This is a genomic window from Aquimarina sp., assembly GCF_977115655.1.
The window spans coordinates 1-25,076 of the sequence record NZ_CDSBKO010000020.1; the positions used below are offsets into that span (position 1 = coordinate 1).

At 33.4% G+C, this 25,076-nt stretch carries 21 protein-coding genes and 1 pseudogene; 11 read left to right on the forward strand and 11 right to left on the reverse strand.

The window, feature by feature from the left end; translation table 11 throughout:
• Positions 1-1,840: 1,840 nt before the first annotated feature.
• The 6 genes from ACZIYX_RS10195 to ACZIYX_RS10220 form a co-directional block, all read right to left on the reverse strand.
• On the reverse strand, positions 1,841-2,347 hold the full coding sequence (locus tag ACZIYX_RS10195; RefSeq protein ID WP_462682127.1) for a hypothetical protein: 507 nt from the start codon (positions 2,345-2,347) through the stop codon (positions 1,841-1,843).
• 369 nt (positions 2,348-2,716) lie between these two features.
• Positions 2,717-3,166, reverse strand: coding sequence for a hypothetical protein (locus ACZIYX_RS10200; RefSeq protein ID WP_462682128.1), 450 nt, complete (start codon positions 3,164-3,166; stop codon positions 2,717-2,719).
• A complete protein-coding gene (locus ACZIYX_RS10205) occupies positions 3,156-4,358 on the reverse strand; it encodes an ABC transporter permease (protein WP_462682129.1) in 1,203 nt (400 codons plus the stop codon). The genes ACZIYX_RS10200 and ACZIYX_RS10205 overlap by 11 nt, the downstream gene beginning before the upstream one ends.
• On the reverse strand, positions 4,355-4,984 hold the full coding sequence (locus ACZIYX_RS10210; protein ID WP_462682130.1) for an ABC transporter ATP-binding protein: 630 nt from the start codon (positions 4,982-4,984) through the stop codon (positions 4,355-4,357). Before ACZIYX_RS10210 ends, ACZIYX_RS10205 begins: the two co-directional genes overlap by 4 nt.
• A 25-nt stretch (positions 4,985-5,009) precedes the next feature.
• Positions 5,010-6,209, reverse strand: coding sequence for a GTP-binding protein (locus ACZIYX_RS10215; RefSeq protein WP_462682131.1), 1,200 nt, complete (start codon positions 6,207-6,209; stop codon positions 5,010-5,012).
• Positions 6,210-6,653: 444 nt separating this feature from the next.
• Complete coding sequence (locus tag ACZIYX_RS10220) at positions 6,654-6,962, reverse strand: hypothetical protein (protein WP_462682132.1); 309 nt, start codon at positions 6,960-6,962, stop codon at positions 6,654-6,656.
• Between the two features lie 265 nt (positions 6,963-7,227).
• Between ACZIYX_RS10220 and ACZIYX_RS10225 the strand changes: the two genes are divergently transcribed.
• From ACZIYX_RS10225 to ACZIYX_RS10240, 4 genes are all read left to right on the forward strand, one after another.
• Positions 7,228-8,649, forward strand: coding sequence for an MBL fold metallo-hydrolase (locus ACZIYX_RS10225; RefSeq protein ID WP_462682133.1), 1,422 nt, complete (start codon positions 7,228-7,230; stop codon positions 8,647-8,649).
• 24 nt (positions 8,650-8,673) lie between these two features.
• Positions 8,674-9,339: a peroxiredoxin gene (locus tag ACZIYX_RS10230; protein ID WP_462682134.1), complete on the forward strand. Its 666-nt coding sequence runs from the start codon at positions 8,674-8,676 to the stop codon at positions 9,337-9,339.
• Positions 9,339-10,586 carry an NAD(P)/FAD-dependent oxidoreductase gene (locus ACZIYX_RS10235; protein WP_462682135.1) on the forward strand — a complete coding sequence of 416 codons (1,248 nt, stop codon included), beginning with the start codon at positions 9,339-9,341 and terminating at the stop codon, positions 10,584-10,586. Before ACZIYX_RS10230 ends, ACZIYX_RS10235 begins: the two co-directional genes overlap by 1 nt.
• A 225-nt stretch (positions 10,587-10,811) precedes the next feature.
• Positions 10,812-11,687, forward strand: coding sequence for a sterol desaturase family protein (locus tag ACZIYX_RS10240; protein WP_462682136.1), 876 nt, complete (start codon positions 10,812-10,814; stop codon positions 11,685-11,687).
• A gap of 23 nt (positions 11,688-11,710) precedes the next feature.
• Here the strand turns inward: ACZIYX_RS10240 and ACZIYX_RS10245 are convergent, their stop codons facing one another.
• The 5 genes from ACZIYX_RS10245 to ACZIYX_RS10265 form a co-directional block, all read right to left on the reverse strand.
• On the reverse strand, positions 11,711-12,055 hold the full coding sequence (locus ACZIYX_RS10245; RefSeq protein ID WP_462682137.1) for a hypothetical protein: 345 nt from the start codon (positions 12,053-12,055) through the stop codon (positions 11,711-11,713).
• Positions 12,006-12,365 (reverse strand): hypothetical protein, encoded by a 360-nt coding sequence (locus tag ACZIYX_RS10250; RefSeq protein WP_462682138.1) that lies wholly within the window; start codon positions 12,363-12,365, stop codon positions 12,006-12,008. Before ACZIYX_RS10250 ends, ACZIYX_RS10245 begins: the two co-directional genes overlap by 50 nt.
• A gap of 214 nt (positions 12,366-12,579) precedes the next feature.
• Positions 12,580-13,848, reverse strand: a complete 1,269-nt coding sequence (locus tag ACZIYX_RS10255; protein ID WP_462682139.1) for an OmpA family protein — start codon at positions 13,846-13,848, stop codon at positions 12,580-12,582.
• Between the two features lie 11 nt (positions 13,849-13,859).
• The gene (locus tag ACZIYX_RS10260) at positions 13,860-15,044 is read right to left on the reverse strand and encodes a DUF5018 domain-containing protein (protein WP_462682140.1); all 1,185 of its coding nucleotides are present in this window, start codon (positions 15,042-15,044) and stop codon (positions 13,860-13,862) included.
• 15 nt (positions 15,045-15,059) lie between these two features.
• The gene (locus tag ACZIYX_RS10265) at positions 15,060-15,590 is read right to left on the reverse strand and encodes a hypothetical protein (RefSeq protein ID WP_462682141.1); all 531 of its coding nucleotides are present in this window, start codon (positions 15,588-15,590) and stop codon (positions 15,060-15,062) included.
• Between the two features lie 590 nt (positions 15,591-16,180).
• On the opposite strand from ACZIYX_RS10265, the gene ACZIYX_RS10270 reads away from it, so the two are divergent.
• The 7 genes and pseudogenes from ACZIYX_RS10270 (at position 16,181) to ACZIYX_RS10300 (ending at position 24,908) form a co-directional block, all read left to right on the forward strand.
• Entirely contained in the window at positions 16,181-17,953 is a 1,773-nt protein-coding gene (locus ACZIYX_RS10270) for an AMP-dependent synthetase/ligase (RefSeq protein WP_462682142.1), read from the forward strand.
• 192 nt (positions 17,954-18,145) lie between these two features.
• Positions 18,146-18,601 carry a MarR family winged helix-turn-helix transcriptional regulator gene (locus tag ACZIYX_RS10275; protein ID WP_462682143.1) on the forward strand — a complete coding sequence of 152 codons (456 nt, stop codon included), beginning with the start codon at positions 18,146-18,148 and terminating at the stop codon, positions 18,599-18,601.
• Positions 18,602-18,618: 17 nt separating this feature from the next.
• Complete coding sequence (locus ACZIYX_RS10280) at positions 18,619-21,024, forward strand: 3-hydroxyacyl-CoA dehydrogenase NAD-binding domain-containing protein (RefSeq protein ID WP_462682144.1); 2,406 nt, start codon at positions 18,619-18,621, stop codon at positions 21,022-21,024.
• A 35-nt stretch (positions 21,025-21,059) separates the two neighbouring features.
• Positions 21,060-21,408 (forward strand): annotated as a pseudogene (locus ACZIYX_RS10285) (four helix bundle protein).
• A gap of 40 nt (positions 21,409-21,448) precedes the next feature.
• Entirely contained in the window at positions 21,449-22,639 is a 1,191-nt protein-coding gene (locus ACZIYX_RS10290; protein WP_462682145.1) for an acetyl-CoA C-acyltransferase, read from the forward strand.
• A gap of 40 nt (positions 22,640-22,679) precedes the next feature.
• The gene (locus ACZIYX_RS10295) at positions 22,680-23,039 is read left to right on the forward strand and encodes a four helix bundle protein (RefSeq protein WP_462682146.1); all 360 of its coding nucleotides are present in this window, start codon (positions 22,680-22,682) and stop codon (positions 23,037-23,039) included.
• Between the two features lie 54 nt (positions 23,040-23,093).
• Positions 23,094-24,908 carry an acyl-CoA dehydrogenase family protein gene (locus ACZIYX_RS10300; protein ID WP_462682147.1) on the forward strand — a complete coding sequence of 605 codons (1,815 nt, stop codon included), beginning with the start codon at positions 23,094-23,096 and terminating at the stop codon, positions 24,906-24,908.
• The last annotated feature ends 168 nt before the right edge of the window (positions 24,909-25,076 follow it).

Sequence of the window (25,076 nt, forward strand, 5' to 3'; positions counted from 1 at the left end):
GAGATTCAGTGACTCTTAAATCAATAATAAACCGGAACTAAAGCAATTCACAACTAAGCCTCCTTGTTTACCTGCCACTGGGACCCTGTGAATCCTATATAAAAATACAATTTTGAAAGCAATTCACAACCTTTTAATTGTTTTTGTTCTATCCCTTCGTCCTGTGAATCCTATATAAAAATACAATTTTGAAAGCAATTCACAACTTACCAAGTACAATTTAAACGAGGCAGATTCCTGTGAATCCTATATAAAAATACAATTTTGAAAGCAATTCACAACTAGAGGTACTTTCTGGAACTATCGACCACGCCTGTGAATCCTATATAAAAATACAATTTTGAAAGCAATTCACAACACTAGTAGCTTTTAGCTTTTCTTTTTCTTCCCTGTGAATCCTATATAAAAATACAATTTTGAAAGCAATTCACAACCTTTAGGGATGTTATCCGTAAGAAGTGTGACCTGTGAATCCTATATAAAAATACAATTTTGAAAGCAATTCACAACTACGGCTGCATCGGTTGTATCTTTTGCCACCTGTGAATCCTATATAAAAATACAATTTTGAAAGCAATTCACAACCGACCAAGAATAGCAATTAAATGCTGTGGCCCTGTGAATCCTATATAAAAATACAATTTTGAAAGCAATTCACAACATAAAGGATAGAATAATACTGAATAGACAACCTGTGAATCCTATATAAAAATACAATTTTGAAAGCAATTCACAACTGAATCATCAGCATTAAGATCAAAGTGTACCTGTGAATCCTATATAAAAATACAATTTTGAAATCGACCTAAAGAGATTCAGTGACTCTTAAATCAATAATAAACCGGAACTAAAGCAATTCACAACCAGGATATACATAATAGTATCGCTAAAATTCCTGTGAATCCTATATAAAAATACAATTTTGAAATCGACCCAAGGAGATTCAGTGACTCTTAAATCAATAATAAACCGGAACTAAAGCAATTCACAACCCTAAAGGTTTCCCCCAATTTTTCACTTGACCTGTGAATCCTATATAAAAATACAATTTTGAAATCGACCTAAAGAGATTCAGTGACTCTTAAATCAATAATAAACCGGAACTAAAGCAATTCACAACAAGTAACTTAATCTACTTATTTCAATATCTCCTGTGAATCCTATATAAAAATACAATTTTGAAATCGACCTAAGGAGATTCAGTGACTCTTAAATCAATAATAAACCGGAACTAAAGCAATTCACAACTTTCCAGCTTCTAATCAAGACACTACATTACCTGTGAATCCTATATAAAAATACAATTTTGAAAGCAATTCACAACCCAGAGATAGGTATCAATAAACACAACGCTCCTGTGAATCCTATATAAAAATACAATTTTGAAATCGACCTAAGGAGATTCAGTGACTCTTAAATCAATAATAAACCGGAACTAAAGCAATTCACAACATACTTCCTGTCCACTATGGGATGACAGACCCTGTGAATCCTATATAAAAATACAATTTTGAAATCGACCTAAGGAGATTCAGTGACTCTTAAATCAATAATAAACCGGAACTAAAGCAATTCACAACTTTCCAGCTTCTAATCAAGACACTACATTACCTGTGAATCCTATATAAAAATACAATTTTGAAAGCAATTCACAACCCAGAGATAGGTATCAATAAACACAACGCTCCTGTGAATCCTATATAAAAATACAATTTTGAAATCGACCTAAGGAGATTCAGTGACTCTTAAATCAATAATAAACCGGAACTAAAGCAATTCATAACCACTTGCCTTGCCTAATATTAATAGTACAAAATCCTGATTAAAAACATAAACGACCTTAAACTGCCAACTTAGGAGTATCCGTATTTATAAAACTATTGATTATAGAAGCCCATTTTTTTGCTCTTTTCATTTCTAAATCCTCTTTGGACGTTACATTGATATCAAAAAAATTGAGAATTTCTTGTTCTTTAGTACTATTAACAATGGTAATCTTTACATCCACCTTTAATAGCAAAGACTCTCTTTTTCCATTTCTTTTTATGTTTTTCACATTTTGTATAACCTCACATTGTATTACACTATCAAGATGTAATATTATTGTCTGGGTTTCTGTTTCGAAAAATTTCATAAAAAGTAATTTTCGTTTTTCGGCATCCAGGCCTATAAAATTATTCGCCCAATATTCTTGTTGGGTTATTGTTAAATCATTATTTTTTGCTTCTTTATCAATCTTTTGAGTCATCGCCTTAACAAAATCTACCCCTGCTTTGTTAAACAATAAGAAAGGTACAAAAATTGCTAAAATTAGCAGTACAGAAATAGTAATGAAAAAAATATCCATTATTTACTTATAATTAAATTGTTAATATTTTATAGCGATTTAAACTATGCTATTATTTTTTTGTTTTGTTTATTTTGTACATCTGTAATAAATAGCTAAACGAAGATTCTAGCTATAAAAAAGTTTGACTAATAGAGTGCCATACCATATAGTTATTGAAGGTTTAAATTAAAATATACTACAACTTTAATCTCTTCAAAACCGCACTAAATGTACGAGGATTTTTAGTTAAAAAAACGCTAAATAAATTTAGCCTGAGTATTATTTTTAAGTATATAAATTTGTTTTGTAAAAACACCTATTTGTATTATTTTTTTTAACCCGATTTATCATAATACAATCTTGATTTCTGTTTTTAATGATAGGTTATTAGAGATTATTTTTATTAATCAGTTGTCCTTTACATCCTTCAAGAATATAATTAAAATGCTCTATATCATCGGCATTCAGCTTTAAAACCCCTGTTATAGATACTATAGCATCTGTTTTAAAGGTTGGTTTATAAGCAAATTGTAACTCTATGGCAGTTTCTGGACCACCAACTCCACAAAAAAAACAAGAAGACATAGGTCCTTTTGATAAAATATATAATTTTTCCTTAGGATCTACATTTAAAAAATAACCCGTAATCGTCACTTTCTTTCCTTCCAAATCCTTTACTGAAGGCAAAAATTCCGGATACAAAAAAGATTCTCCATAAGCAGGAAAAAACTTCTCTGTAAATTTTACCTGTGTTAGATCTTTCCAAGTTATCTTCTGTTGGCTAAAACACAGATAATACGATAAAAAGAAAACTATAATCAAAATTTTATTTTTCATTGCTCAAAATAGTTGATATATTCATTTTTATAATGGGGTATATGGCTAATGAAACAGAAAGTATTATCATAACAAACACCATTGCCCCTATTGGTAAGAATTCGTATAATGGCAGCTCTCGAAGTATGTTTTGTTTATACTCTTTTTCTATAATTTCAAACATAAAGTATAGTCCTGCTTTTGATAAAACAGATCCAAATATAAAAGCAACGAGTATAATTATCCCCCCTTGATAAGCCACCATCTGTATCAATTGAAAGTTACTGGCCCCATAGGTTCGTAACAGTGCCAAATCAAAGGCCCGTTCCTTTACCATTTTATAAAAACCAATAAAGATGATGATACAAGAAATAACAAGAATTATATAAGCAATCCAAGAGATTGTTTTAAATCCAATACCTGTATATTGATATAATCTATCCAACTCATATTTTGGTAATACTGCTTGCATATTTGTATGCGCATTGATTCTTCTGGGAAATATTAAAAAAGCAGAAGGATTTTTAAAAGAAATCAACAGTGAGGTTATCTCCTTTTCTTCATGATGTTTGGTGTGGTTTTCTTCTTTTTGATGTGCATGGTGATGAATATCCCACATACTTTCTAACTTAGTAATAATTAAACGATCTATTACTTTTTGAGTTGGTTGTAATATACCCACTACAGTTAGGTACTCAGAATGCACATCTATATCATTTTCTACCAACCCATGAGAGCTAAAAAAAGTATCTCCTATTTTTAGATGTAGTTGTACTGCAACGGTATTCCCTAGCACAACTTCCATAGATTTTTTTACTCCACGTCCTTTTTCTAATTCAGCATTGTAAATAGCTGTAAAATTATCGTTGGTTCCTATTATCCTATACCCTTTATAATTATCTCCATAAGAAATAGGGACCGCAGTCTTTATCAAAGGGCTTTTACTTATTTTCTTTGCTTCTTCATATAAAATATTTCCTGTGGGATTATCCAAATGCAGTACAGAAGCCAAAACCAACTGTAACGGGCTTCCTTTGGCTCCAATAACCAAATCAATCTCCCCTAAATTATTTTCCATTTGGTGTTTAAATGAAATTTTTAATTGTTGGATTCCTAAAAGAAGAGCTATACTTAATGATAACGTAAAGACACTTAAAAAAGCGTCTAGTGCCTTGGTTTTTATATTTTGCAGGCTGATCCTCCAAATAGTCATAATTGGATTGAATTTGAAAATAATGATTTAATCCTATGGTCATGTGTTATAACTATTAGATTAGCATTAGTTCGCTTTGCTTGTGCAATAAGCAGTTTAATAACTGTTTTACAGTTATAATCATCTAAACTTGATGTAGGTTCATCTGCTAGAATAATCTGCGGGTTATGTATTACTGATAATGCTATCCCCAATCGTTGTAATTGACCTTCGCTAAGCTCATTAACTTTATTTTTTTTACAATCGCTCAAATCTAATTGTTTTAACAAAGCATCTATCGCTGCATCATTAACAGATCTTTTACTAAAAAAAAGACGAGCTCTTAAATTATCCATAATGCTTAAAGACTGTACCGCATGTTTTTTTTGAAATACAAGCCCAATATTCTGCCCTCTAAACCTATCTAATCGCCAGTTAGCTAATGAATTGATATCTACATCATCAATCACTACTTTTCCTTTAACTGGTGTTAACAAACCAGACAGAAGATGCAAAAAAGTTGTTTTTCCTACTCCTGATTTACCTAAAATAAGTAAGTTTTCCTGCTGCTTTAAATCTATGTTTGGGAATCGAAAAGTTCTCTCCTTTTTTTTATAATAAAATGTAAGATTATCTGTTTGTATCATATCAAATTTTGTAGAATCTCGTGTTTTATCTTGCTATAGGCCAACGGTCTTCTTTTGGGAATAATTGTTTGTTCCAAAGTTGTACTTCCAAATCTGTAAGCAGACAATCCTGCAATTGATTTATAATTTTTTCTTTTTGAAGATATTGCCCAATAAATACCAATTCTATTTTTCTGTCTCCATATAAGGTATGCCATTCTGATTCTATTTGATCTCTATTTTCATTAAAAGCAGCATAACTAACTCGCTCTACAAAAGGCATAGATGCCCACCAAACCCCTGCACTATCGGCTTTAAAAGATCCTCCTGCGGTACTCCAAATTAAAGCTTGATCAGATCTTGAAGCTAACCAAAACAACCCTTTACTTCTAATAATGTTTTGAGGAAAACTTTCATTCAAATACTTTAAAAAACGATCGGGATGAAATGGTTTTTTACTCTTAAATACAAAAGAACCAATACCGTATTCCTGGGTCTCAGGAGTATGTTCGTTTTCAAGTTCTTTTATCCATCCGGCAGAAGCCTCTGCTTTTTCATAATCAAACAGGCCTGTATTGATGATGTTTTTAAGCTCAACCCTTGATTCACTAGCAGAAATGATTAGAGCCTCGGGATTTAATTTTTGGATGATAGCATAAAGCTCTTTAAGTTGCTCTTTGGTTATAAGATCAATTTTATTAATAATAATAACATTAGCAAATTCAATTTGATCGGTAAGCAAATTAACTATAGTTCTTTCATCTCCATCAATATCGGTAAGTGATCTTGTTGTAAGATAATCAGAACTAGAAAAATCTTTTAAGAAATTAAAGGCATCCACTACCGTTACCATAGTATCTACATAACTAAAACGACTTAAGTCTATATTACCATCTTCACTTTCAAACGTAAAGGTTTGAGCGACAGGAATAGGCTCACTTATCCCAGTACTTTCTATTAGTAGGTAATCAAATTTATTTTGTTTAGCTAGTTTTTCAACTTCTACCATAAGATCTTCACGTAGTGTACAACAAATGCAACCGTTAGACATTTCCACCAATTTCTCTTCGGTTCTAGAGAGTGTATTTTCATTTTCGATAAATTGAGCATCAATATTCACTTCGCTCATATCATTTACAATAACAGCTACTTTTAAGCCTTCTTTATTGTGTAGTATATGATTTAATAATGTAGTTTTTCCAGCGCCCAGAAAACCACTCAATACGGTTACAGGTAGTTTTTTCATGTATTCAGTTTATTATTTACAAACTATTATGTTTATGATTTAACTTTGGTAATATGTATTTTGTAATCAACAGCCCCGGTAAAATCTCACGAGGTATGCTTTTCAAAATATATTTTGTTTTCGAGACAAGTCTCGCCTCCCAATAAGGGGTTAAAAGCAAGAAGTAAAGAGATAGAAGTCATTTCGAAGTACAAAAGTCTTTCTAGGATTATTTATACAAAAAACCTTAAAAAACAAACTATTTTAGAGAATTTAAAATAGTAATTAAATCCCATATATAATATGTAGTAGTACAACAATGAACCTTAAATTATTAAAACCTGACATTATTATAAATTTCAACTTTTATCTTTGAGGAGATTAAATTGCTCCTTAAAAACTAATATGAAAATAAATAATATAAAATTTTAACTTTCTCTCTGCTAATTGAAATTGTAAAGAAAATTATAGTAAAGAAGGAGGTGGACGAGATAAGAGTTGATCTGAAGCAATAGTACCAGAGATAATAAAACTATAGTTTTTAGTTATCTCTCTATGTACAATAATATCAATATTATTAATCGTGAAACCACTTAAATCAGGAGTAAGTGCAGGAATTAAGTTGTGCGTAATAGCATGGTCGCAAACAGTACAATGTATAGCATTATCCTTATCGTCTGTATGTAGTAATACATGAAGCCCTGCAATTTTCATGGAAAGAAAAAGTACAAGGAACAGATAGGTAATACTATTTTTTAACCGACCATTTTTCATTAAACACAAACTTAATAAAATTAACGAAACCTTATAGCAACAAACTTATAATAAAAACTTTTTGTGCTTGATTTTCATCTCGCTGTTTTCTACTTTAAAATAAAGCTATAAAGGTGATTTTTATCATTTTACTTACCTTATTACATATCTATTTTTATCTGATAATTTCAAAAAAACACCCTCCAATTTAGCTACTGTGTAACAAAAGTTACTGTATTCTATATACATACACAGTAATTTTAGGATAGAATTAAAGATAAATACGATGAAAATAGAACAAATTTACACAGGTTGTTTAGCACAAGGTGCTTATTACATAGAAAGCAATGGGGAGGCAGCAATAATCGACCCTTTAAGAGAAGTTGATCCTTATATTAAAATGGCAAAGGATAGAAATGCCACCATAAAATACATTTTTGAAACACATTTTCATGCAGACTTTGTTTCTGGACATATTGATTTGGCTAAGAAAACAGGAGCAGATATTGTATATGGACCAACTACTATGGAGACAGGGTTTAGTAAAATTACAGCCAAAGACGGTCAAGAATTTAAGTTAGGAAATATTACCATTAAACTAATACATACTCCCGGACATACTATGGAAAGTAGTTGTTACCTTTTGATCGATGAAAACGGTAAAGAAACCTCTCTTTTTACCGGGGATACTTTGTTTATAGGTGATGTTGGTCGCCCCGATCTTGCTCAAAAAGTAATATCTGAACTTACACAAGAAAAATTAGCAGGGCATTTATTTGACTCTTTACGAAATAAAATAATGCCATTAAGTGATGATATTATTGTATATCCCGGGCACGGAGCAGGAAGTGCTTGTGGTAAAATGATGAGCGATGCTACTACAGATACCCTGGGGCATCAAAAACAAACAAATTATGCATTAAGAGCAGATATGACCAAGGATGATTTTACAGATGCTGTTTTAACAGGATTAACCCCTCCTCCCGGTTATTTTCCTCAAAATGTTTTAATGAACATACAAGGGTATCAAAATATTGATGCCGTTGTTAAAAAAGGAACGTTGCCCCTCGATCCAAATGATTTTGAAGCTATCGCAAAAAAAACACAAGCAATACTTATAGATACCAGAGACCCCCAAGATTTTACAAAAGGATTTATTCCCGGATCATATAACATAGGTATCGACGGAAGCTTTGCTAATTGGGTAGGTACCACTATTATCAACACAAAACAACCCCTGCTTGTTATTGCAGAGCAAGGTCGCCAACAAGAAGTCGCTACCCGTTTAGCCAGAATTGGTTTTGACAATACTCTGGGATATCTAAAAGGGGGAATTGATGCGTGGGTAAATGCAGGAAAACAAACAGAAACCATTACCTCTGTTACTGCCGAAAATTTGGCTGCCAAAATGCATGAAGAAAACATACACATATTAGATGTGCGCAGAGCTAGTGAATATAATAGCGAGCATATAGAAAATGCAATAAATACTCCTTTGGATTATCTGGAAGACAGTATTCAAAAGATCGATAAAAACAAAACATATTATGTACACTGCCGAAGCGGATATCGATCTATGGTTTTTGTATCTATCCTAAAATCCAAAGGATATCAGAACCTAATTGATGTAAAAGGAGGAATCCAGGCAATCAAAGACACCAAAAAGTTTAAATTTTCAGAATATACCTCTCCTACAACAATGCTATAACAAACCATTTTAAAAAATAAAATTATGGAAACTACACCAACAGATATATACACAATGCCAAGAATAGGAGATGATGCTCCGGATTTTGAAGCAATTACAACACACGGTAAATTAAAATTATCTGAATTTGCAGAAGGAAAATGGGTGGTTCTATTTTCTCACCCCGCAGATTTTACTCCCGTATGTACTACCGAATTAAGTGGTTTTGCTGAAAAAAAACCAGAGTTTACCTCTTTAAACACAAAACTTATCGGTCTTAGTATCGATAGTATCCACTCACATTTGGCTTGGGTAAATAATGTACACGAAAAAACCAATGTATACTTTGATTTTCCGATAATAGCAGACATCGATATGAAAGTTGCTAAATTATATGGTATGCTACAACCTAATGAAAGTGAAACCGCTGCAGTAAGAGCCGTATTTTTTATAGACCCAAATATGAAAATAAGACTTATCATGTACTACCCGCTTAATGTTGGCAGAAACATGAATGAAATCTTAAGAGTATTAGAAGCCTTACAAGTATCTGACAAGCACAAAGTAGCTTTACCCCTAAACTGGAAAAAAGGCGATAAAGTAATTGTTCCTCCTCCAAAAACCTTAACCGAAATGAAAAATAGAATCGAAGATACCTCTTGTGAAAAAATAGACTTTTATCTGGCAAAAAAAGATCTAAAACTGGACTAATGGATATACACTATCAAATACTTGTTATTGGAGGAGGAACTGCGGGGATCATGACCGCAAGTAGTCTTCTTAAAAAGAACTCAAAACTTAACATAGGGATTATAGAACCCTCGCAAACACATTGGTATCAACCAGCATGGACACTTGTTGGCGGAGGGACTTACAACTTTGACAAAACCAAACGATCCATGCAATCTGTAATTCCCAAAAATGCAACATGGATAAAAGACAGGGTCGTTTCTGTAGATCCTGTGCAAAATAGCGTGGTTACAAAATCTAACAAAAAATATACGTATGACTATCTAATTGTTGCTCCGGGATTAAAATTAGACACCTCTCTGGTCGAAGGATTGCCCAAAAGTATCGATAAAGGAGTGGTTTGTAGTAACTATACCAATCCTAATCATACCTGGAATGTTATAAAAAATTTTAAAGGAGGCGTTGCTTTATTTACACAACCTCCAAAACCATATAAATGTGGTGGAGCTCCACAAAAAATAATGTACCTGGCTGATGATTATTTTGCAAAAAATGGCGTTAAAAAAAACACTAAGGTAGTATATGCAAGTGCCTCAGATAGTATTTTTGAAGTGTCAGAAATTGCCAAAACCCTGATGAAGGTTATCGACAGAAAAGGGATTGGTATAAAATTTAACCACGAGCTTAAAAAAATAGAAAGCGATAAACAAATAGCCTGGTTTAAAGTAAGTGCCGGTTATATAGAACATAACCCTGTAGAATTGGATATTCTTCAAGAAAACGAATTAATTGGAATCCGGTATGATATGTTACATCTTGTGCCCCCAAATACGCCTCCTGATTTTATAAAAAACTCTGTATTAAGTGATTCAACCGGTTGGATGGATGTAGACCAATATACCTTGCAACACAAAGAGTATCCTAATATATTTGGCTTGGGGGATGTTACCAATGTACCCACATCCAAAACCGGAGCTTCTATAAGAAAACAAGCTCCTGTTGTTGTAAACAATATTCTGGAATTGATTACATCTCAAAAACTGGGCACTACAAAGTACGATGGTTATTCTTCTTGTCCCTTTATTACAGGATATGGCAAAATGGTATTAGCAGAATTTGACTATACCAAAAAGTTTATCCCGGATCCCAAATTAAAAAAAATGTGGATCAAAGATTCTTCAAAAGAGCACTGGAGACTTTGGATTTTGAAAAAGTATATATTACCTTATTTATATTGGAATAAATTACTGAAAGGAAAAGAAGTGTGAAACAGGTTTTTAAATCTCTTTATTAAAGATATTGTTACCAAGCACTTGTATCCAAAACAAAATGTATTTTTCAAAAACATACCTTGTAAGCTTGCTCTATGGTTATTGATTATAACCAAAAAAAGTTCCTTACTTTGCATAAAAGCATTGCTATCTATAGAGCTTGATTAAAAAACAAGCTCTATGTGCAAGGCATTATTTAAAAAAACAGAAATATAATTATTGATGAAAAAATATAGTATTGCATTTATAGATGCCTTTACAGATAGCATAGATTGGACTGTAAAATCTATAATTTTTGAAGTCCCTTGGTTTACCAACTATTTTTGGGGTTTGACTATTATATCTCTGTTAGTTTGGGGATTAGAAATTGCTTTTCCCTGGAGAAAAAACCAGTCTGTTTTCAGAAAAGACTTTTGGTTGGATAGCTTTTATATGTATTTCAATTTTTTTGTTTTTGCTATTGTCATTAGCGGGTTTTACAAACTCTTGGAAATTTTTCTTAAAAACATTGGGGTTTCAGTAAAAAGCCTGACAATTATTGATATTTCTACTTTACCAATGTGGGTACAACTCCTTGTATTTTTTATTGTTCTGGATTTTGTACAATGGTTTACACATGTTTTGCTTCATAAATATCCTTTTTTGTGGAGGTTTCATAAAATACACCACTCTGTTAAAGAAATGGGATTTGCAGCGCATTTACGGTATCACTGGATGGAAAATATTTTTTATAAACCCTTAAAAACCATTGGGGTAATGGTTTTGGGCGGTTTTGAACCAGAACAAGCTTATATAGTGCACTTTTTTTCAATTATGATTGGACATTTTAATCATGCTAATATTAAAATTACCTGGGGTCCCTTAAAATATCTTCTAAACAATCCTGTAATGCACCTTTATCATCATGCCTACATTTTACCAAAAAACTCTTATGGGGTAAATTTTGGTATTAGCCTGAGTATATGGGATTATATATTCAAAACCAATTATATACCCGAAGACAGTGGTACTATCGAGATTGGTTTTCCCGGAGACGAACAAATCCCCAAACACTTTTGGAAACAAATTATTTATGGTTTTGGAAGAACAAAAAAATGATATAAAAATTTAATCTCATTAAATCAATTATTAAAAAATGAGCACCTTTTACCAATTATATTAGGTACGACCTCTGTAAAATAATAATTCATTTTATCTTTATTGGTGGCAAGTAGATTGTCTCCAAAACGGTCTTGGATAGCAATCATTTCGTTTTCTGCATTTTTATATGCTATTATTTTTTCTTCCTGACATTTTTTATCCTCTGTTAATCTCGAATAATCCCTGTTATTGCCAGACATTCGTTCCAGGCTTTTATTGATTTGCAGGGTACGTTTTTCACATTCTAATTTCTGAACAACAATTTCATCTTTAGGATCATATCCCTCTAATGCATAGTTTAGAATTTTTCTCTTCCGGAGCGCCATCTTCAATATATTTGTTCATAGCTCGCTTACGCTTGTCTTCTCTTTCCTTTTCCAAATTCAGGATTTCCTGTTCCTTGTTGCGTGTACTTCTGTTATTATTGGTCATCCTATGGATATATTCTTGTTTTTTTTCAAATACATCTTCTTTGACAGATCGGTTTTGGTGTTCCTCTTCTTGCAAAACATCCTCCCTTTTACGATAGGCATTTCCCCGGAAAGAGATATTTATGTTTTCAATACGTTCTAGCTCTGCCGTACCATTATCATTTTCTATACGGATAACTATAGCTAAATCAGCATAAAATAACATTAATCTTACTAGTAAAAAATCGAATTTCTACGTTAAAAAATATAACCGTAACTACAGCTATGCTTGATACCAGATCAAGTCAGGCACAAGCTTTTTGCCTTGAATACTTAAAAAATAAATTCAATTTCTATACGCACTATTTCAAAGTTAAAATGGTATAATGTATCTCTGGATGTAAAAAACAGGGTTATAATACTTAAATACCTTACCATATTTACACTTTTTTAAACTCTACCCTTCTGTTTTTAGCTTTCCCGTCAAAAGTATTGTTATCTGCTACAGGATCGTTCTCCCCTTTTCCATTGGTTTGAAGATTGCCAGATTTTATATTAAAATTGGTTATTAAATACGTTTTTACAGATACCGCCCTTTTTTGAGAAAGCAAAAGATTTGCTTTACTGTCCCCATCACTATCTGTATGCCCGATAACCATGACTTTTAGAGAAGTATCACTCTCTAAAGCCTTTCCTACTTTGTCCAAAAAAATAAAAGATTCCTTTTTTAAGGTATCAGACCCACTATCAAATAAGATTTTGGTAGTGCTAAACCCTCCTTTTAATATCATAGAACGAATATCCTCGCCTTCTTCGGTTATTTTGATATTGGATATTGCCATGGTATGCCCCATCTGGGGTTTTGTCCCTTTTAAATAAAACTGTACATAACGCCCAACATTATCTTGTAAAAATGAAGGAAGATCTATTATTTTTTCATTATCTATATAAACCCTTAAGCGTTTTCCGTTTACCACACAGGTAAAATGAACAGTTTTGTTAAACTTTTGGTTCATGTCGAAATCGATATTATTATTGATTTTGGAGCTGGTTCCAAAGTTTTCGACATGTATTTTTTTGGGCAGGGCACTTCCTTCCCAAAGAGAAAAATGAAATTCAGAACGTTGTTTGAGATCTTTATTCCATTTATTCTCATTTACAAATTGCAGCCTGAATTCTGAACCGCTTAACTCTTTATAATCCAGATTGGCAGTTGTAAAATCAAATTCCAAAGCATAATTTTCTGGCAGTTCGCCAGTCTTTGCCATACAAAGGCTGTTAGGATAAAATTTAAGTGCTTTTTCCTTGCCTATCAAAATGATTTCCCCACCCGAGGTAGTTTCCCAATTTGCAGGAAAATCACCTTGTGCATCTTCTACAAATTTTTCTTCATACATGGTTGTGCCATCCGGAAAAAAGCTACTACCACTAACAATATCTTGTGTATTACCATAACCTGCCTCTGCCCCATCTTTTTTGGAAGAAATAATTGCCGTGTTTTTTTTATCTTTTTTCTTCTTTTCCTTTTTGTTGAAAATACCATCAATAGCCTTATCTGTTTTTTTGGAAGATTCTTTTTCTACCCTGCGTTCTACCGTTCTTTTTGCTGCCTCTTCTGCTTTTTTTCCCAACTTCTCCAGGAATTGGGCATTACCAATCGTAATCGAAAAGAATAATGATAGGGTTATTACAAATTGTATCTTTTTCATGTTTTTATTATTTAAAGATTATAGGTTAACGTGCTATAAATAGTTGGTGTTCCCCCTCCTGATGCCAAAATCCCTCTCTGCTCAATACTTACCGGCAGATTAAATCTATTATATGTATAGGTATAGGTATATGTTGAAGTCCCTAAAGTTGAAATAACCTCTTCACTCAATACATTGTTGTTACTAATCCATCGTAAAGGATATTTAACAAAAGATTTTATCTCTGTAGTAGAATATAAATATCGCAACGAAGTGTCTATATAGTAATCTGCAAGCCCCAGTTGTTCGCTGGTAATCTTTTTGAAGGGGTTTATTTTATCATCATATACATAATTTCTTCTTTCGACCAAAGAGTAGGTTACCCCGTCATTGCTTTGAGAAAAAACCAACTCCCTGATATTGCCTTGAGCGTTATAATATACAAAAACCCTTGTATAGCCAATATTTGTTGGGGATGATGTAGTCATATCCACTTGGATCAATCTTGCGTTAGAATCGTAGGTAAAGTTTTTAATCTCATTAAAAGGCCCTCCCGGCAGGGTATTGTTAAGTGTATGTTGGCGCACCAGTTTTCCTGCATCGTCATATCCTAATATGGTAGATCCATGTCCGGAACCATCATCAATCATAACAGGCATATTATTTGAATTATAAGTATATGTTACCCCTCCTATACTGGCAATTGTGCCGTTAGGGTTTCTGGCAACAGGTATATCGATTATACTTCCTCCTCCAAAGCCTTCAAAAGAAGTCAATTGGTAGTTCTCATTATAGGTATACGAAAATAACATTTCCCCTATTTGAAAACCGGTAAGAAGTACAGGTTTAATGGTTACCGTTACCAAATATGATGTTGTACTGCCATCTTGAGCAGTTACTGTATACGTTACAGGTTCTGTAAAATTTTGTGCCTCTGTTGGGGATATGGTGGCTGCATCAGACATGCTTGTCTTTGCTGTCAGATTAGTAACATCTGTACCATGGGGCACGGTAACGGCAATAGTCTTTGCTGTTTCATTAATAGTTCCTGTTATATCTTCGGCAAGTGCCGTATTGTCTGCTGCCAGAAACCTGAATTGAGTAATTTGCTTAGCCGAACCTAATGGAGTTACAGGGGTTTGACTATCATCATCTTTACTGCAAGATAAAATAACCAAAACAAAAAAAATTGCTGGTATTATATATAACTGTTTCATATCTGTGCTTTCTTCTTATATTGAAAGTTTTTCGAATAACTGATTGATATCAAAGCCCGAAAGTGTAAAAGAATTATTGTTTGATACCCCATCATCATTATTAAGATTACCATCAATAAGGATATCCGGATCATACGCAATTCTCAAAATAAATTCAGGTTGAAACTCTATAGCTACATCCCATCGTATTACAGTAGTAACTGTTAATTCCTGACCCGCTGCCAATTCGTTAAACCGTACTTCTGCCAAAATGGTTTCTTGTGTAGAACCCAAAGGTTTTTTAATAAGATAAATAACTTGTTGACCATTAGAGGAACTAAAGTTATCCTTGCCAATATTCTTTACCCTTCCTGTAAGGCGCACTAATCCGGAGCATTGGCAATCTTCTCCATTTGGAGCCAGTTCGTAAGAAATACCTTCTGCTTTTAAATCTACATTTGGAACCATTACCGGATCCTCATCTTTATCTTTATCACACGATATAACTATGACCATCATTGTCACGATACACATAATTGAAATAGAAAAGCCCTTTACTTTTTTCATGATTACTTTTTTTTAAATGTTATTTTTTTGATCAATTTTTCCTTATGAATAATATTGAGTTCATATTTCCCTTCTTGAAGATAGTTTACATTGAGATATATTTTTTTTGAAGAAAATTCTCTCAACTTCCCCTCGTAACTATAGATTCTTTTTTTGGGCATTATTTTATCACAAACATCAAATTATCGAAGTAAAATTAGATGGTAGGATCTAAAACCAGCAGGACAGATGTAACATAATACAGTACAAATGTAACATGTGTAAAAAACACATAAGACATAGTAAGAGGCAACTTGTTATAAGATCTAAACAAATACAACAACAACCGTTTTTATATAGTTAAACAAAAAATCTTTCAACAAAAACAATAAAATAGTGAGGAGTTAACAAATTACAGAGCCTTTTTTTTATATATTAGGGTTACATATTATAATAATTTTTATATTTTGCCAAACTATGCACGCATAATAGTTTTTTTAGTTCTTAAGTAATGACATATTTAATTTTGTTAAGTGTTTCTTTTTAGAAAAATTAGATATTATTTTGGTAAAGAATATTTAGAGACTATAAAAAATATTTTAAAATAACGTATGACGACAATTACTCGACTTTTTGATTTTCCACATTATCAACTAAAAAAATTTAATTTAGACAAGGCCTTAATAACTAAATATAATGGCGAATGGATTGCTACATCTACCAAAGAGTATGTACAAAAGGCAAATCAAATTAGCCGGGGACTACTTAGATTAGGAGTTAAACCTAATGACAAAGTAGCTATTATTTCCTCAAATAATCGAACCGAATGGAACATAACCGATATTGGTGTTCTTCAAATTGGAGCACAAAATGTTCCTATTTATCCAACTATTTCTCAAGAAGACTATGAATATGTCTTAAACCACTCAGAAGCAACATATTGTTTTGTTTCAGATGAAGAAGTATTTCAAAAAGTTAATAACATTAAACACAATGTCCCTTCGCTAAAAGAAGTCTATTCTTATGATGATATTTCGGGGTGCAAGAGTTGGAATGAAGTATTAGAACTAGGTAAAGACGATAGTAATCAACCAGAAGTAGAGACTATTATGGCTTCTGTAAAAGAAGATGACCTTGCTACTCTTATATACACTTCTGGCACCACAGGAAGACCCAAAGGTGTTATGCTAAGTCATAAAAATGTAGTAAGTAATGCCATAAACAGCTCGACCAGATTTCCTATTGTGGATGGAGAAACAAAAGCATTAAGCTTTTTACCTGTTTGTCATATTTATGAACGAATGCTAATGTATCTGTATCAATACAGAGGAGTAAGTATTTATTTTGCTGAATCCTTAGAAACTATTAGCGATAACTTAAAAGAAATTAAACCTGAGGTTATGACAGCAGTACCCAGGTTATTAGAAAAAGTTTATGACAAAATTATTGCCAAAGGTACAGACTTAACAGGAATTAAAAAGAAGCTATTTTTTTGGGCAGTAAATCTTGGTTTACAATACGAGCCGTATGGAGCTAACGGTTGGTGGTATGAAAAAAAGCTGGGTATTGCAAAAAAGCTTATTTTTAGTAAATGGCAAGAAGCATTAGGAGGCAACTTAAAACTTATTGCTTCTGGAAGTGCTGCATTACAACCCAGATTAGCCAGAATATTTAATGCCGCAGGGATTGGAGTAATGGAAGGATACGGTCTAACCGAAACCTCTCCTGTGATCTCTGTAAACGAAAAAGAAAATAAAGGTTTTAAAATAGGAACAGTAGGAAGAATGATTCCTTATACCGAAGTAAAAATTGCCGAAGACGGGGAAATACTGGTAAAAGGACCCCAGGTAATGCTTGGGTACTATAAAGATGAAGAAAAAACCAATGAAGTCCTAAAAAATGGGTATTTTCATACTGGTGATATTGGCGAAGTGGATAAAGATGGTTTTTTATGTATTACAGATCGTAAAAAAGAAATGTTTAAAACTTCTGGAGGTAAATACGTTGCACCACAGTTAATTGAAAATGCAATGAAACAATCTCGCTTTATTGAACAGATTATGGTCATTGGTGAAGGCGAAAAAATGCCAGCAGCATTTATACAACCAAATTTTGAATTTTTGAAGGAATGGGCAGATCGTAAAAAAATCAAAACAGGAACTTCTAATCAGGAACTAATTAATAATCCCGAAATAATCAATCGTTTTCAAGAAGAAATAGATATTCATAATGAAAAATTCGGGAAATGGGAACGTGTAAAAAGATTTGAATTAACTCCAGATGAGTGGAGTATTGATGCCGGCCATCTAACCCCTACCATGAAATTAAAAAGAAAAATAATTAAAGAAAAATATAAAGACTTATATACAAAGATTTATGGCTAATTCAATGTACTTATTGCATTACTAAACGCGATAAGTTTTAACTGTTAATCAGTAAACTCCTCATTTTATGGGGAGTTTTTTTATTAATCAAATATAAAACCGTACATTTCGTCATCCTTTCTAAAAAATTTCACTTTATTTGCTATGCGTGCATAATAAATTTCATTATCTTTACCTTCATAATTATTTTAAATGAGAGAAAAGACAATAGATTATGCACTTAGGGCTACCTGGATGGCTGTAGCTAAGATGTATAATGAAGAAGCTAGTAAAAAAGGCAGTACAATGGCTACAGGATTTGCCCTTATAAGTATAGATCCGGAAAATGGTACGGCTTCTACTTCATTAGGCCCCAAAATGGGAATGGAAGCAACAAGTTTATCACGTACTTTAAAAACCATGGAAGAAAAAGGGTTGATCTATAGAAAAAAAAATCCTCAGGACGGTCGTGGTGTATTAATTTATCTTACCCCCTTTGGAGTAGAAATGAGAAATTTCTCTAAAGAAGTAGTCTTTACTTTTGATAATATGGTAAAAAAACACGTTCCAAAAGAAAAACTGGATGTTTTTTTAGAAGTATTTCAAACCATAAATGATTTAATATCATCCAAAAAAATTTACTCAAAACAAGAATCTATAACACCTTAACAACTCGAAGTTAAAAAATGAAAAGAATCATTAAAAAAGTTGCTGTTGTCGGCTCAGGAATTATGGGATCTGGTATTGCCTGTCATTTCGCTAATATCGGAGTCGAAGTGCTATTATTAGATATAGTTCCCAGAGAACTAAACGACAAAGAAAAAGCAAGTGGACTAACACTTGAGGACAAAGTAGTTCGTAATCGATTAGTAAATGATTCCCTTACAACTGCTCTTAAATCTAAACCTTCTCCTATTTACCATCAAAAATTTGCCAACCGTATCACTACCGGAAATCTGGAAGATGATATTGCAAAGGTTGCAAATGCAGATTGGATTATAGAAGTGGTTGTTGAAAGACTGGATATCAAAAAGATGGTTTTTGAAAATCTGGAAAAACACAGAACTCCAGGTACATTAATTACCTCTAACACTTCTGGTATCCCTATTCATTTTATGAGCGAAGGAAGAAGTGATGATTTTCAAAAACATTTTTGTGGAACACACTTCTTTAACCCGGCGCGTTATCTGAAATTATTTGAAATTATCCCTGGTCCAAACACATCTCAGGAAGTTTTGGATTTTCTTAATGGGTATGGAGAACAATACCTTGGAAAAACTTCTGTAGTAGCAAAAGATACCCCTGCCTTTATAGGAAACAGAATTGGTATTTTTAGCATTATGAGTTTATTTCATGTAGTAAAAGATATGGGCTTAACCATAGAAGAAGTAGATAAACTTACAGGACCTGTAATTGGCCGCCCAAAATCGGCAACCTTCCGCACAGTAGATGTGGTTGGTCTGGACACTCTGGTACATGTAGCTAATGGTATTGCCGATAACTGTTCTAATGATGAGCGCCTGGAATTATTTAAACTTCCTGATTTTATAGGTACCATGATGGATAACAAATGGTTAGGAAGCAAAACAGGACAAGGATTTTATAAAAAAAATGTAGGGGCAGATGGACAAAGAGAAATTCTTTCTTTAGATCTAAATACTTTAGAATACAGAGCTAACAAAAGAGCATCTTTTGCTACTTTAGAAATGACAAAAACGATAGACAAAGTAGTAGATCGTTTTAAGGTACTTGTATCCGGAAAAGACAAAGCAGGAGAATTTTATCGTAAAAACTTATCTGCTTTATTTGCTTATGTATCCAACCGTATTCCAGAAATTACAGACGATCTGTATAAGATTGATGATGCAATGAAAGCTGGTTTTGGCTGGGAGCATGGCCCTTTTCAAATATGGGACGCTGTAGGTGTCGAAAAAGGGATAGAAATAATGAAAACCGAAGGCTATGAACCTGCTGCATGGGTAAAAGACATGATTGCTTCTGGAAGGACCTCCTTTTATACCGTTAAAAACGGGGCAACTTATTTTTATGATATTCCCAAAAAAGAGCAAGTAAAGATACCAGGACAAGATGCCTTTATTATTTTAGATAATATACGTAAATCTTCAGAAGTATTTAAAAATAGCGGCGTTGTAGTAGAGGATCTTGGTGACGGGATTCTTAATGTAGAGTTTCAAAGTAAAATGAACACTATTGGAGGCGATGTATTAGCAGGCCTGAATAAAGCTATTGATATTGCCGAAAAAGATTTTCAAGGACTAGTCGTTGGTAATCAAGCTGCAAACTTTTCTGTAGGAGCAAATATCGGAATGATATTTATGATGGCTGTAGAGCAAGAGTACGACGAGCTTAATATGGCTATTAAATACTTTCAGGATTCTATGATGCGCATGCGCTATTCTGCAATCCCTACCATTGCTGCTCCTCATGGCATGACACTTGGCGGAGGTTGTGAACTATCTATGCATGCAGACAAAGTTGTTGCTGCCGCAGAAACCTATATAGGACTGGTAGAGTTTGGAGTTGGTGTTATTCCTGGTGGTGGTGGATCCAAAGAGATGGCATTACGAGCTTCAGACACCTTTAAGAAAGATGATGTAGAACTTAATGTGCTTCAAGAACATTTTTTAACCATTGGTATGGCAAAAGTCTCCACTTCGGCTTATGAAGCCTACGATACCAATATACTTCAAAAAGGAAAAGATATCGTTGTAGTAAATAAAGATCGCCAGATTGCTACCGCAAAAGCGCATGCTATGTTAATGGCAGAACAGGGATATACACAACCTGTACGCCGTAAAGATATAAAAGTATTAGGTAAACAAGCTCTGGGAATGTTTTTGGTAGGAACAGACTCTATGGAAGCCAGTAAATATATTTCTGAACACGATCACAAAATTGCGAATAAGCTAGGATATGTTATGGCAGGTGGAGATTTATCAGAACCCACCCTGGTTACAGAACAATACTTATTGGATCTGGAACGTGAAGCTTTTTTATCCCTTTGTACAGAACGTAAAACTTTAGAGCGTATCGAACACATGCTTAAAAAAGGAAAACCGTTACGTAATTAGTATTGAGAATTTAGTATTGAGTAATTAGATAAATCATGCACAAAGTTGAGGATTTAAAAATATGGAAAAAGTCAATTGACTTGGCTAAAGCTGTATACCAACTTGCCGCAGAACTTCCATCTAATGAAAAATACGGATTAATTTCTCAGATAAAACGTAGTTCTATTTCTGTTTCTTCCAAATATAGCTGAAGGTGCAGGAAGAAATTCAAATAAAGAATTTAAACATTTTTTGAGTATTGCTAATGGTTCCTGTTATGAACTTCATACACAATTAATATTAGTAATAGAATTAAATATAATAAGTAAAGAAAAAGTACAACCAGTAATTGAATTTTGTATTGAAATACAGAAAATGAATTATTCATTTCAAAAAAGATTATAAATCTCAATACTAACATCTCAATACTCAATACTATAAAACAATGAAAACAGCATATATAGTAAAAGCATACAGAACCGCCGTAGGAAAAGCTCCCCGCGGTGTGTTCAGATTTAAAAGAACAGATGAATTAGCTGCCGAGACTATCGAGTATATGATGAAGGAACTTCCGGATTTTGATAAGTCCCGTATCGACGATGTTATTGTTGGTAATGCTATGCCAGAAGGATCTCAAGGATTAAACATGGCACGTTTAATTTCACTTATGGGATTAAACTCTGTAGATGTACCTGGGGTAACCGTTAACCGGTTTTGCTCTTCAGGGATTGAGACTATAGGTATTGCAACTGCAAAAATACAAGCAGGTATGGCAGATTGTATTATCGCTGGTGGTGCAGAGAGCATGAGTTCTGTTCCTATGACAGGGTATAAAACCGAATTGAACTATGATTTAGCAAAATCTGGTCACGAAGATTATTACTGGGGGATGGGTAATACTGCCGAGGCAGTAGCACATCAATTTAAAGTATCTCGTGAAGATCAGGATGAGTTTGCATATAACTCCCACATGAAAGCATTAAAAGCACAAGCCGAAGGTAAGTTTGCGGATCAAATTGTACCCATAAATGTAGAGCAAATATATGTAGATGAAAATGGAAAAAAAGCATCCAAATCGTATACAGTAACCAAAGACGAAGGTCCTCGTGCAGGAACCAGTATAGAGGCTTTGGCTAGTCTTAGACCAGTATTTGAAGCAGGCGGTAGCGTTACTGCCGGTAACTCCTCACAAATGAGTGATGGTGCTGCCTTTGTAATGGTAATGAGCGAAGAAATGGTTAAAGAATTAAATCTGGAACCAATCGCAAGACTTGTAAACTATGCAGCAGCAGGTGTAGAACCAAGAATTATGGGTATCGGACCAGTAAAAGCAATCCCAAAAGCCCTTAAACAAGCAGGTTTAAAACAAGGAGATATTGAGTTAATAGAACTTAATGAAGCTTTTGCGTCTCAATCTCTGGCAGTAATGCGAGAGTTAGGTCTTAATCAGGATATTGTGAATGTTAATGGAGGAGCCATTGCATTGGGCCATCCTCTGGGATGTACTGGTGCTAAACTTTCTGTTCAATTGTTCGATGAGATGCGTAAACGTGACATGAAAGGTAAATATGGAATGGTAACCATGTGTGTAGGTACCGGACAAGGAGCTGCGGGAATTTATGAGTTCCTGAAATAAGAAAACAGATTTTAGAAGAAAGAACAAAGAAAATCCAATTTTGAGGAAAAGACACAATTATAAAAATCTAAAAATTTGGAAATTAGGATTAGAAATCGCTAATGATATATCCGATATTTTGCTCTCTTTTCCTAAGCATGAAAGATATGATTTAAGTTCACAAATAAGTAGATGTTCTGTTTCAATACCAAGTAATATAGCTGAAGGCTCAGGTAGAACCAATAAGTCATTTAATAATTTTATTGATTATTCTCTGAGTTCTTCTTTCGAATTAGGAACACAACTTTTGATTGCACATCATAGAGAATATATTGACAATTATACATTAATAAAACTAGAAGAAAAAATTGAAGAATGGCAGAGAATGACGATGGGATTCCAAAATGGATTAAACTCATAAAGTTTCTTTTTTCTTTCTTCTATTTTCTATTTAAAACTAAAATCTTATAAAAAAATGAGTACAGAAATAAAAAACAAAGATATTCTTAGAGGAGGACAATTCCTTGTTAAAGAAACTAAAAGTGAAGATGTGTTTACTCCAGAAGATTTTTCTGAGGAGCAAAAAATGATGCGAGATAGCACCAAAGAGTTTGTAGATCGCGAATTATGGGCTAATTGGGAAAGATTTGAACATAAAGATTATGCATATACAGAAGAATGTATGCGTAAAGCCGGAGAACTTGGACTTTTAGGAGTTGCTGTACCAGAAGCGTATGATGGTTTAGGTATGGGATTTGTATCTACCATGTTGGTATGTGATTACATATCTGGAGCTACCGGATCCTTTAGTACTGCTTTTGGAGCACATACTGGTATTGGCACCATGCCAATTACCCTGTATGGTAATGAAGAGCAAAAGAAAAAATATGTTCCTAAACTAGCTACCGGAGAGTGGTTTGGAGCATATTGCTTAACAGAACCAGGAGCAGGATCTGATGCAAATTCTGGAAAAACAAAAGCGGTTCTTTCTGACGATGGAAAACATTACTCTATTTCTGGTCAAAAAATGTGGATTTCTAATGCAGGATTCTGTAGCCTATTTATTGTTTTTGCACGTATCGAAGATGATAAAAATATTACAGGATTTATTGTAGAAAACGATCCTTCTAACGGTATTACTCTGGGGGATGAAGAAAAAAAATTAGGTATCCACTCCTCTTCTACTCGCCAGGTGTTCTTTAGTGAAACTAAAGTACCTGTAGAAAATATGTTATCTGAAAGAGGTAATGGTTTTAAAATTGCAATGAATGCTTTAAACGTAGGTCGTATCAAACTTGCCGCAGCTTGTTTAGATGCACAACGTAGAGTAATTGGAGAAGCTACTAAATACGCAAATGAGCGCATACAGTTTAAAACTCCGATTATGAACTTTGGAGCCATTAAAGCTAAAATCGCAGAAATGGCAACAAATACGTATGCAGATGAATCTGCAAGTTATAGAGCTGCAAAAAATATCGAAGACAGAATTGCTATCCGCCAGGCAGAAGGAAACACACACCAGGAAGCTGAGCTTAAAGGAGTAGAAGAATATGCTATCGAATGTTCGATTCTTAAAGTTGCCGTTTCTGAAGATGTACAAAGTTGTACCGATGAGGGTATACAAATATTTGGTGGTATGGGATTCTCTGCAGATACCCCAATGGAATCTGCATGGAGAGATGCCCGTATTTCTCGTATTTATGAAGGAACCAATGAGATCAACCGTATGTTGGCTGTAGGAATGTTGGTTAAAAAAGCAATGAAAGGTCATGTAGACTTACTAGGGCCTGCTATGAAAGTTGCAGATGAACTTACAGGGATTCCTTCTTTTGATACTCCAGATTATTCTGTATTATTTTCTGAAGAAAAAGAACTTCTTGCTAAACTTAAAAAAGTATTCTTAATGGTTGCTGGATCTGCTGTGCAAAAATTTGGTCCTCAATTAGAAGATCACCAACAATTATTACTTGCTGCATCCGATATATTAATTGAGATATATATGGCAGAGTCTACCATCTTACGTACCGAAAAAAATGCAAAGCGTTTTGGTGAGGATAAACAAGAAACTCAAATTGCAATGTCTCAATTATACCTATACAATGCTGTAGATATTATTATTAAAAAAGGAAAAGAAGCAATTGTTTCTTTTGCTGAAGGAGATGAGCAAAGAATGATGTTAATGGGTCTTAAGCGTTTTACGAAGTATGCTAATCAACCAAACGTAGTTGCTTTACGAACTAAAATAGCAGATAAAATTGCCAAAGAAAATGGGTATTTCATTGGTCAATAATTCTATATAAAGTAGTATATACTTTATGAATAGCCCTCCCTAAGGCTTTAAACCAGGGAGTTGTTTAAATTTCATTTAGAAACCGCCTTTTAATGTGTAAAGGCGGTTTTTTAAATTTCTATATGTAAATACCCTTCAAAAATTCATTTTTTATTATCATTCATTTTT

What these genes read in the sequence shown, in the direction of transcription:
- ACZIYX_RS10195 (WP_462682127.1), bottom strand. Translation starts at nt 2,347, where the DNA reads ATGGATATTTTTTTCATTACTATTTCTGTACTGCTAATTTTAGCAATT.
- ACZIYX_RS10200 (WP_462682128.1), bottom strand. Translation starts at nt 3,166, where the DNA reads ATGAAAAATAAAATTTTGATTATAGTTTTCTTTTTATCGTATTATCTG.
- ACZIYX_RS10205 (WP_462682129.1), bottom strand. Translation starts at nt 4,358, where the DNA reads ATGACTATTTGGAGGATCAGCCTGCAAAATATAAAAACCAAGGCACTA.
- ACZIYX_RS10210 (WP_462682130.1), bottom strand. Translation starts at nt 4,984, where the DNA reads ATGATACAAACAGATAATCTTACATTTTATTATAAAAAAAAGGAGAGA.
- ACZIYX_RS10215 (WP_462682131.1), bottom strand. Translation starts at nt 6,209, where the DNA reads ATGAAAAAACTACCTGTAACCGTATTGAGTGGTTTTCTGGGCGCTGGA.
- ACZIYX_RS10220 (WP_462682132.1), bottom strand. Translation starts at nt 6,962, where the DNA reads ATGAAAAATGGTCGGTTAAAAAATAGTATTACCTATCTGTTCCTTGTA.
- ACZIYX_RS10225 (WP_462682133.1), top strand. Translation starts at nt 7,228, where the DNA reads ATGAAAATAGAACAAATTTACACAGGTTGTTTAGCACAAGGTGCTTAT.
- ACZIYX_RS10230 (WP_462682134.1), top strand. Translation starts at nt 8,674, where the DNA reads ATGGAAACTACACCAACAGATATATACACAATGCCAAGAATAGGAGAT.
- ACZIYX_RS10235 (WP_462682135.1), top strand. Translation starts at nt 9,339, where the DNA reads ATGGATATACACTATCAAATACTTGTTATTGGAGGAGGAACTGCGGGG.
- ACZIYX_RS10240 (WP_462682136.1), top strand. Translation starts at nt 10,812, where the DNA reads ATGAAAAAATATAGTATTGCATTTATAGATGCCTTTACAGATAGCATA.
- ACZIYX_RS10245 (WP_462682137.1), bottom strand. Translation starts at nt 12,055, where the DNA reads ATGGCGCTCCGGAAGAGAAAAATTCTAAACTATGCATTAGAGGGATAT.
- ACZIYX_RS10250 (WP_462682138.1), bottom strand. Translation starts at nt 12,365, where the DNA reads ATGTTATTTTATGCTGATTTAGCTATAGTTATCCGTATAGAAAATGAT.
- ACZIYX_RS10255 (WP_462682139.1), bottom strand. Translation starts at nt 13,848, where the DNA reads ATGAAAAAGATACAATTTGTAATAACCCTATCATTATTCTTTTCGATT.
- ACZIYX_RS10260 (WP_462682140.1), bottom strand. Translation starts at nt 15,044, where the DNA reads ATGAAACAGTTATATATAATACCAGCAATTTTTTTTGTTTTGGTTATT.
- ACZIYX_RS10265 (WP_462682141.1), bottom strand. Translation starts at nt 15,590, where the DNA reads ATGAAAAAAGTAAAGGGCTTTTCTATTTCAATTATGTGTATCGTGACA.
- ACZIYX_RS10270 (WP_462682142.1), top strand. Translation starts at nt 16,181, where the DNA reads ATGACGACAATTACTCGACTTTTTGATTTTCCACATTATCAACTAAAA.
- ACZIYX_RS10275 (WP_462682143.1), top strand. Translation starts at nt 18,146, where the DNA reads ATGAGAGAAAAGACAATAGATTATGCACTTAGGGCTACCTGGATGGCT.
- ACZIYX_RS10280 (WP_462682144.1), top strand. Translation starts at nt 18,619, where the DNA reads ATGAAAAGAATCATTAAAAAAGTTGCTGTTGTCGGCTCAGGAATTATG.
- ACZIYX_RS10290 (WP_462682145.1), top strand. Translation starts at nt 21,449, where the DNA reads ATGAAAACAGCATATATAGTAAAAGCATACAGAACCGCCGTAGGAAAA.
- ACZIYX_RS10300 (WP_462682147.1), top strand. Translation starts at nt 23,094, where the DNA reads ATGAGTACAGAAATAAAAAACAAAGATATTCTTAGAGGAGGACAATTC.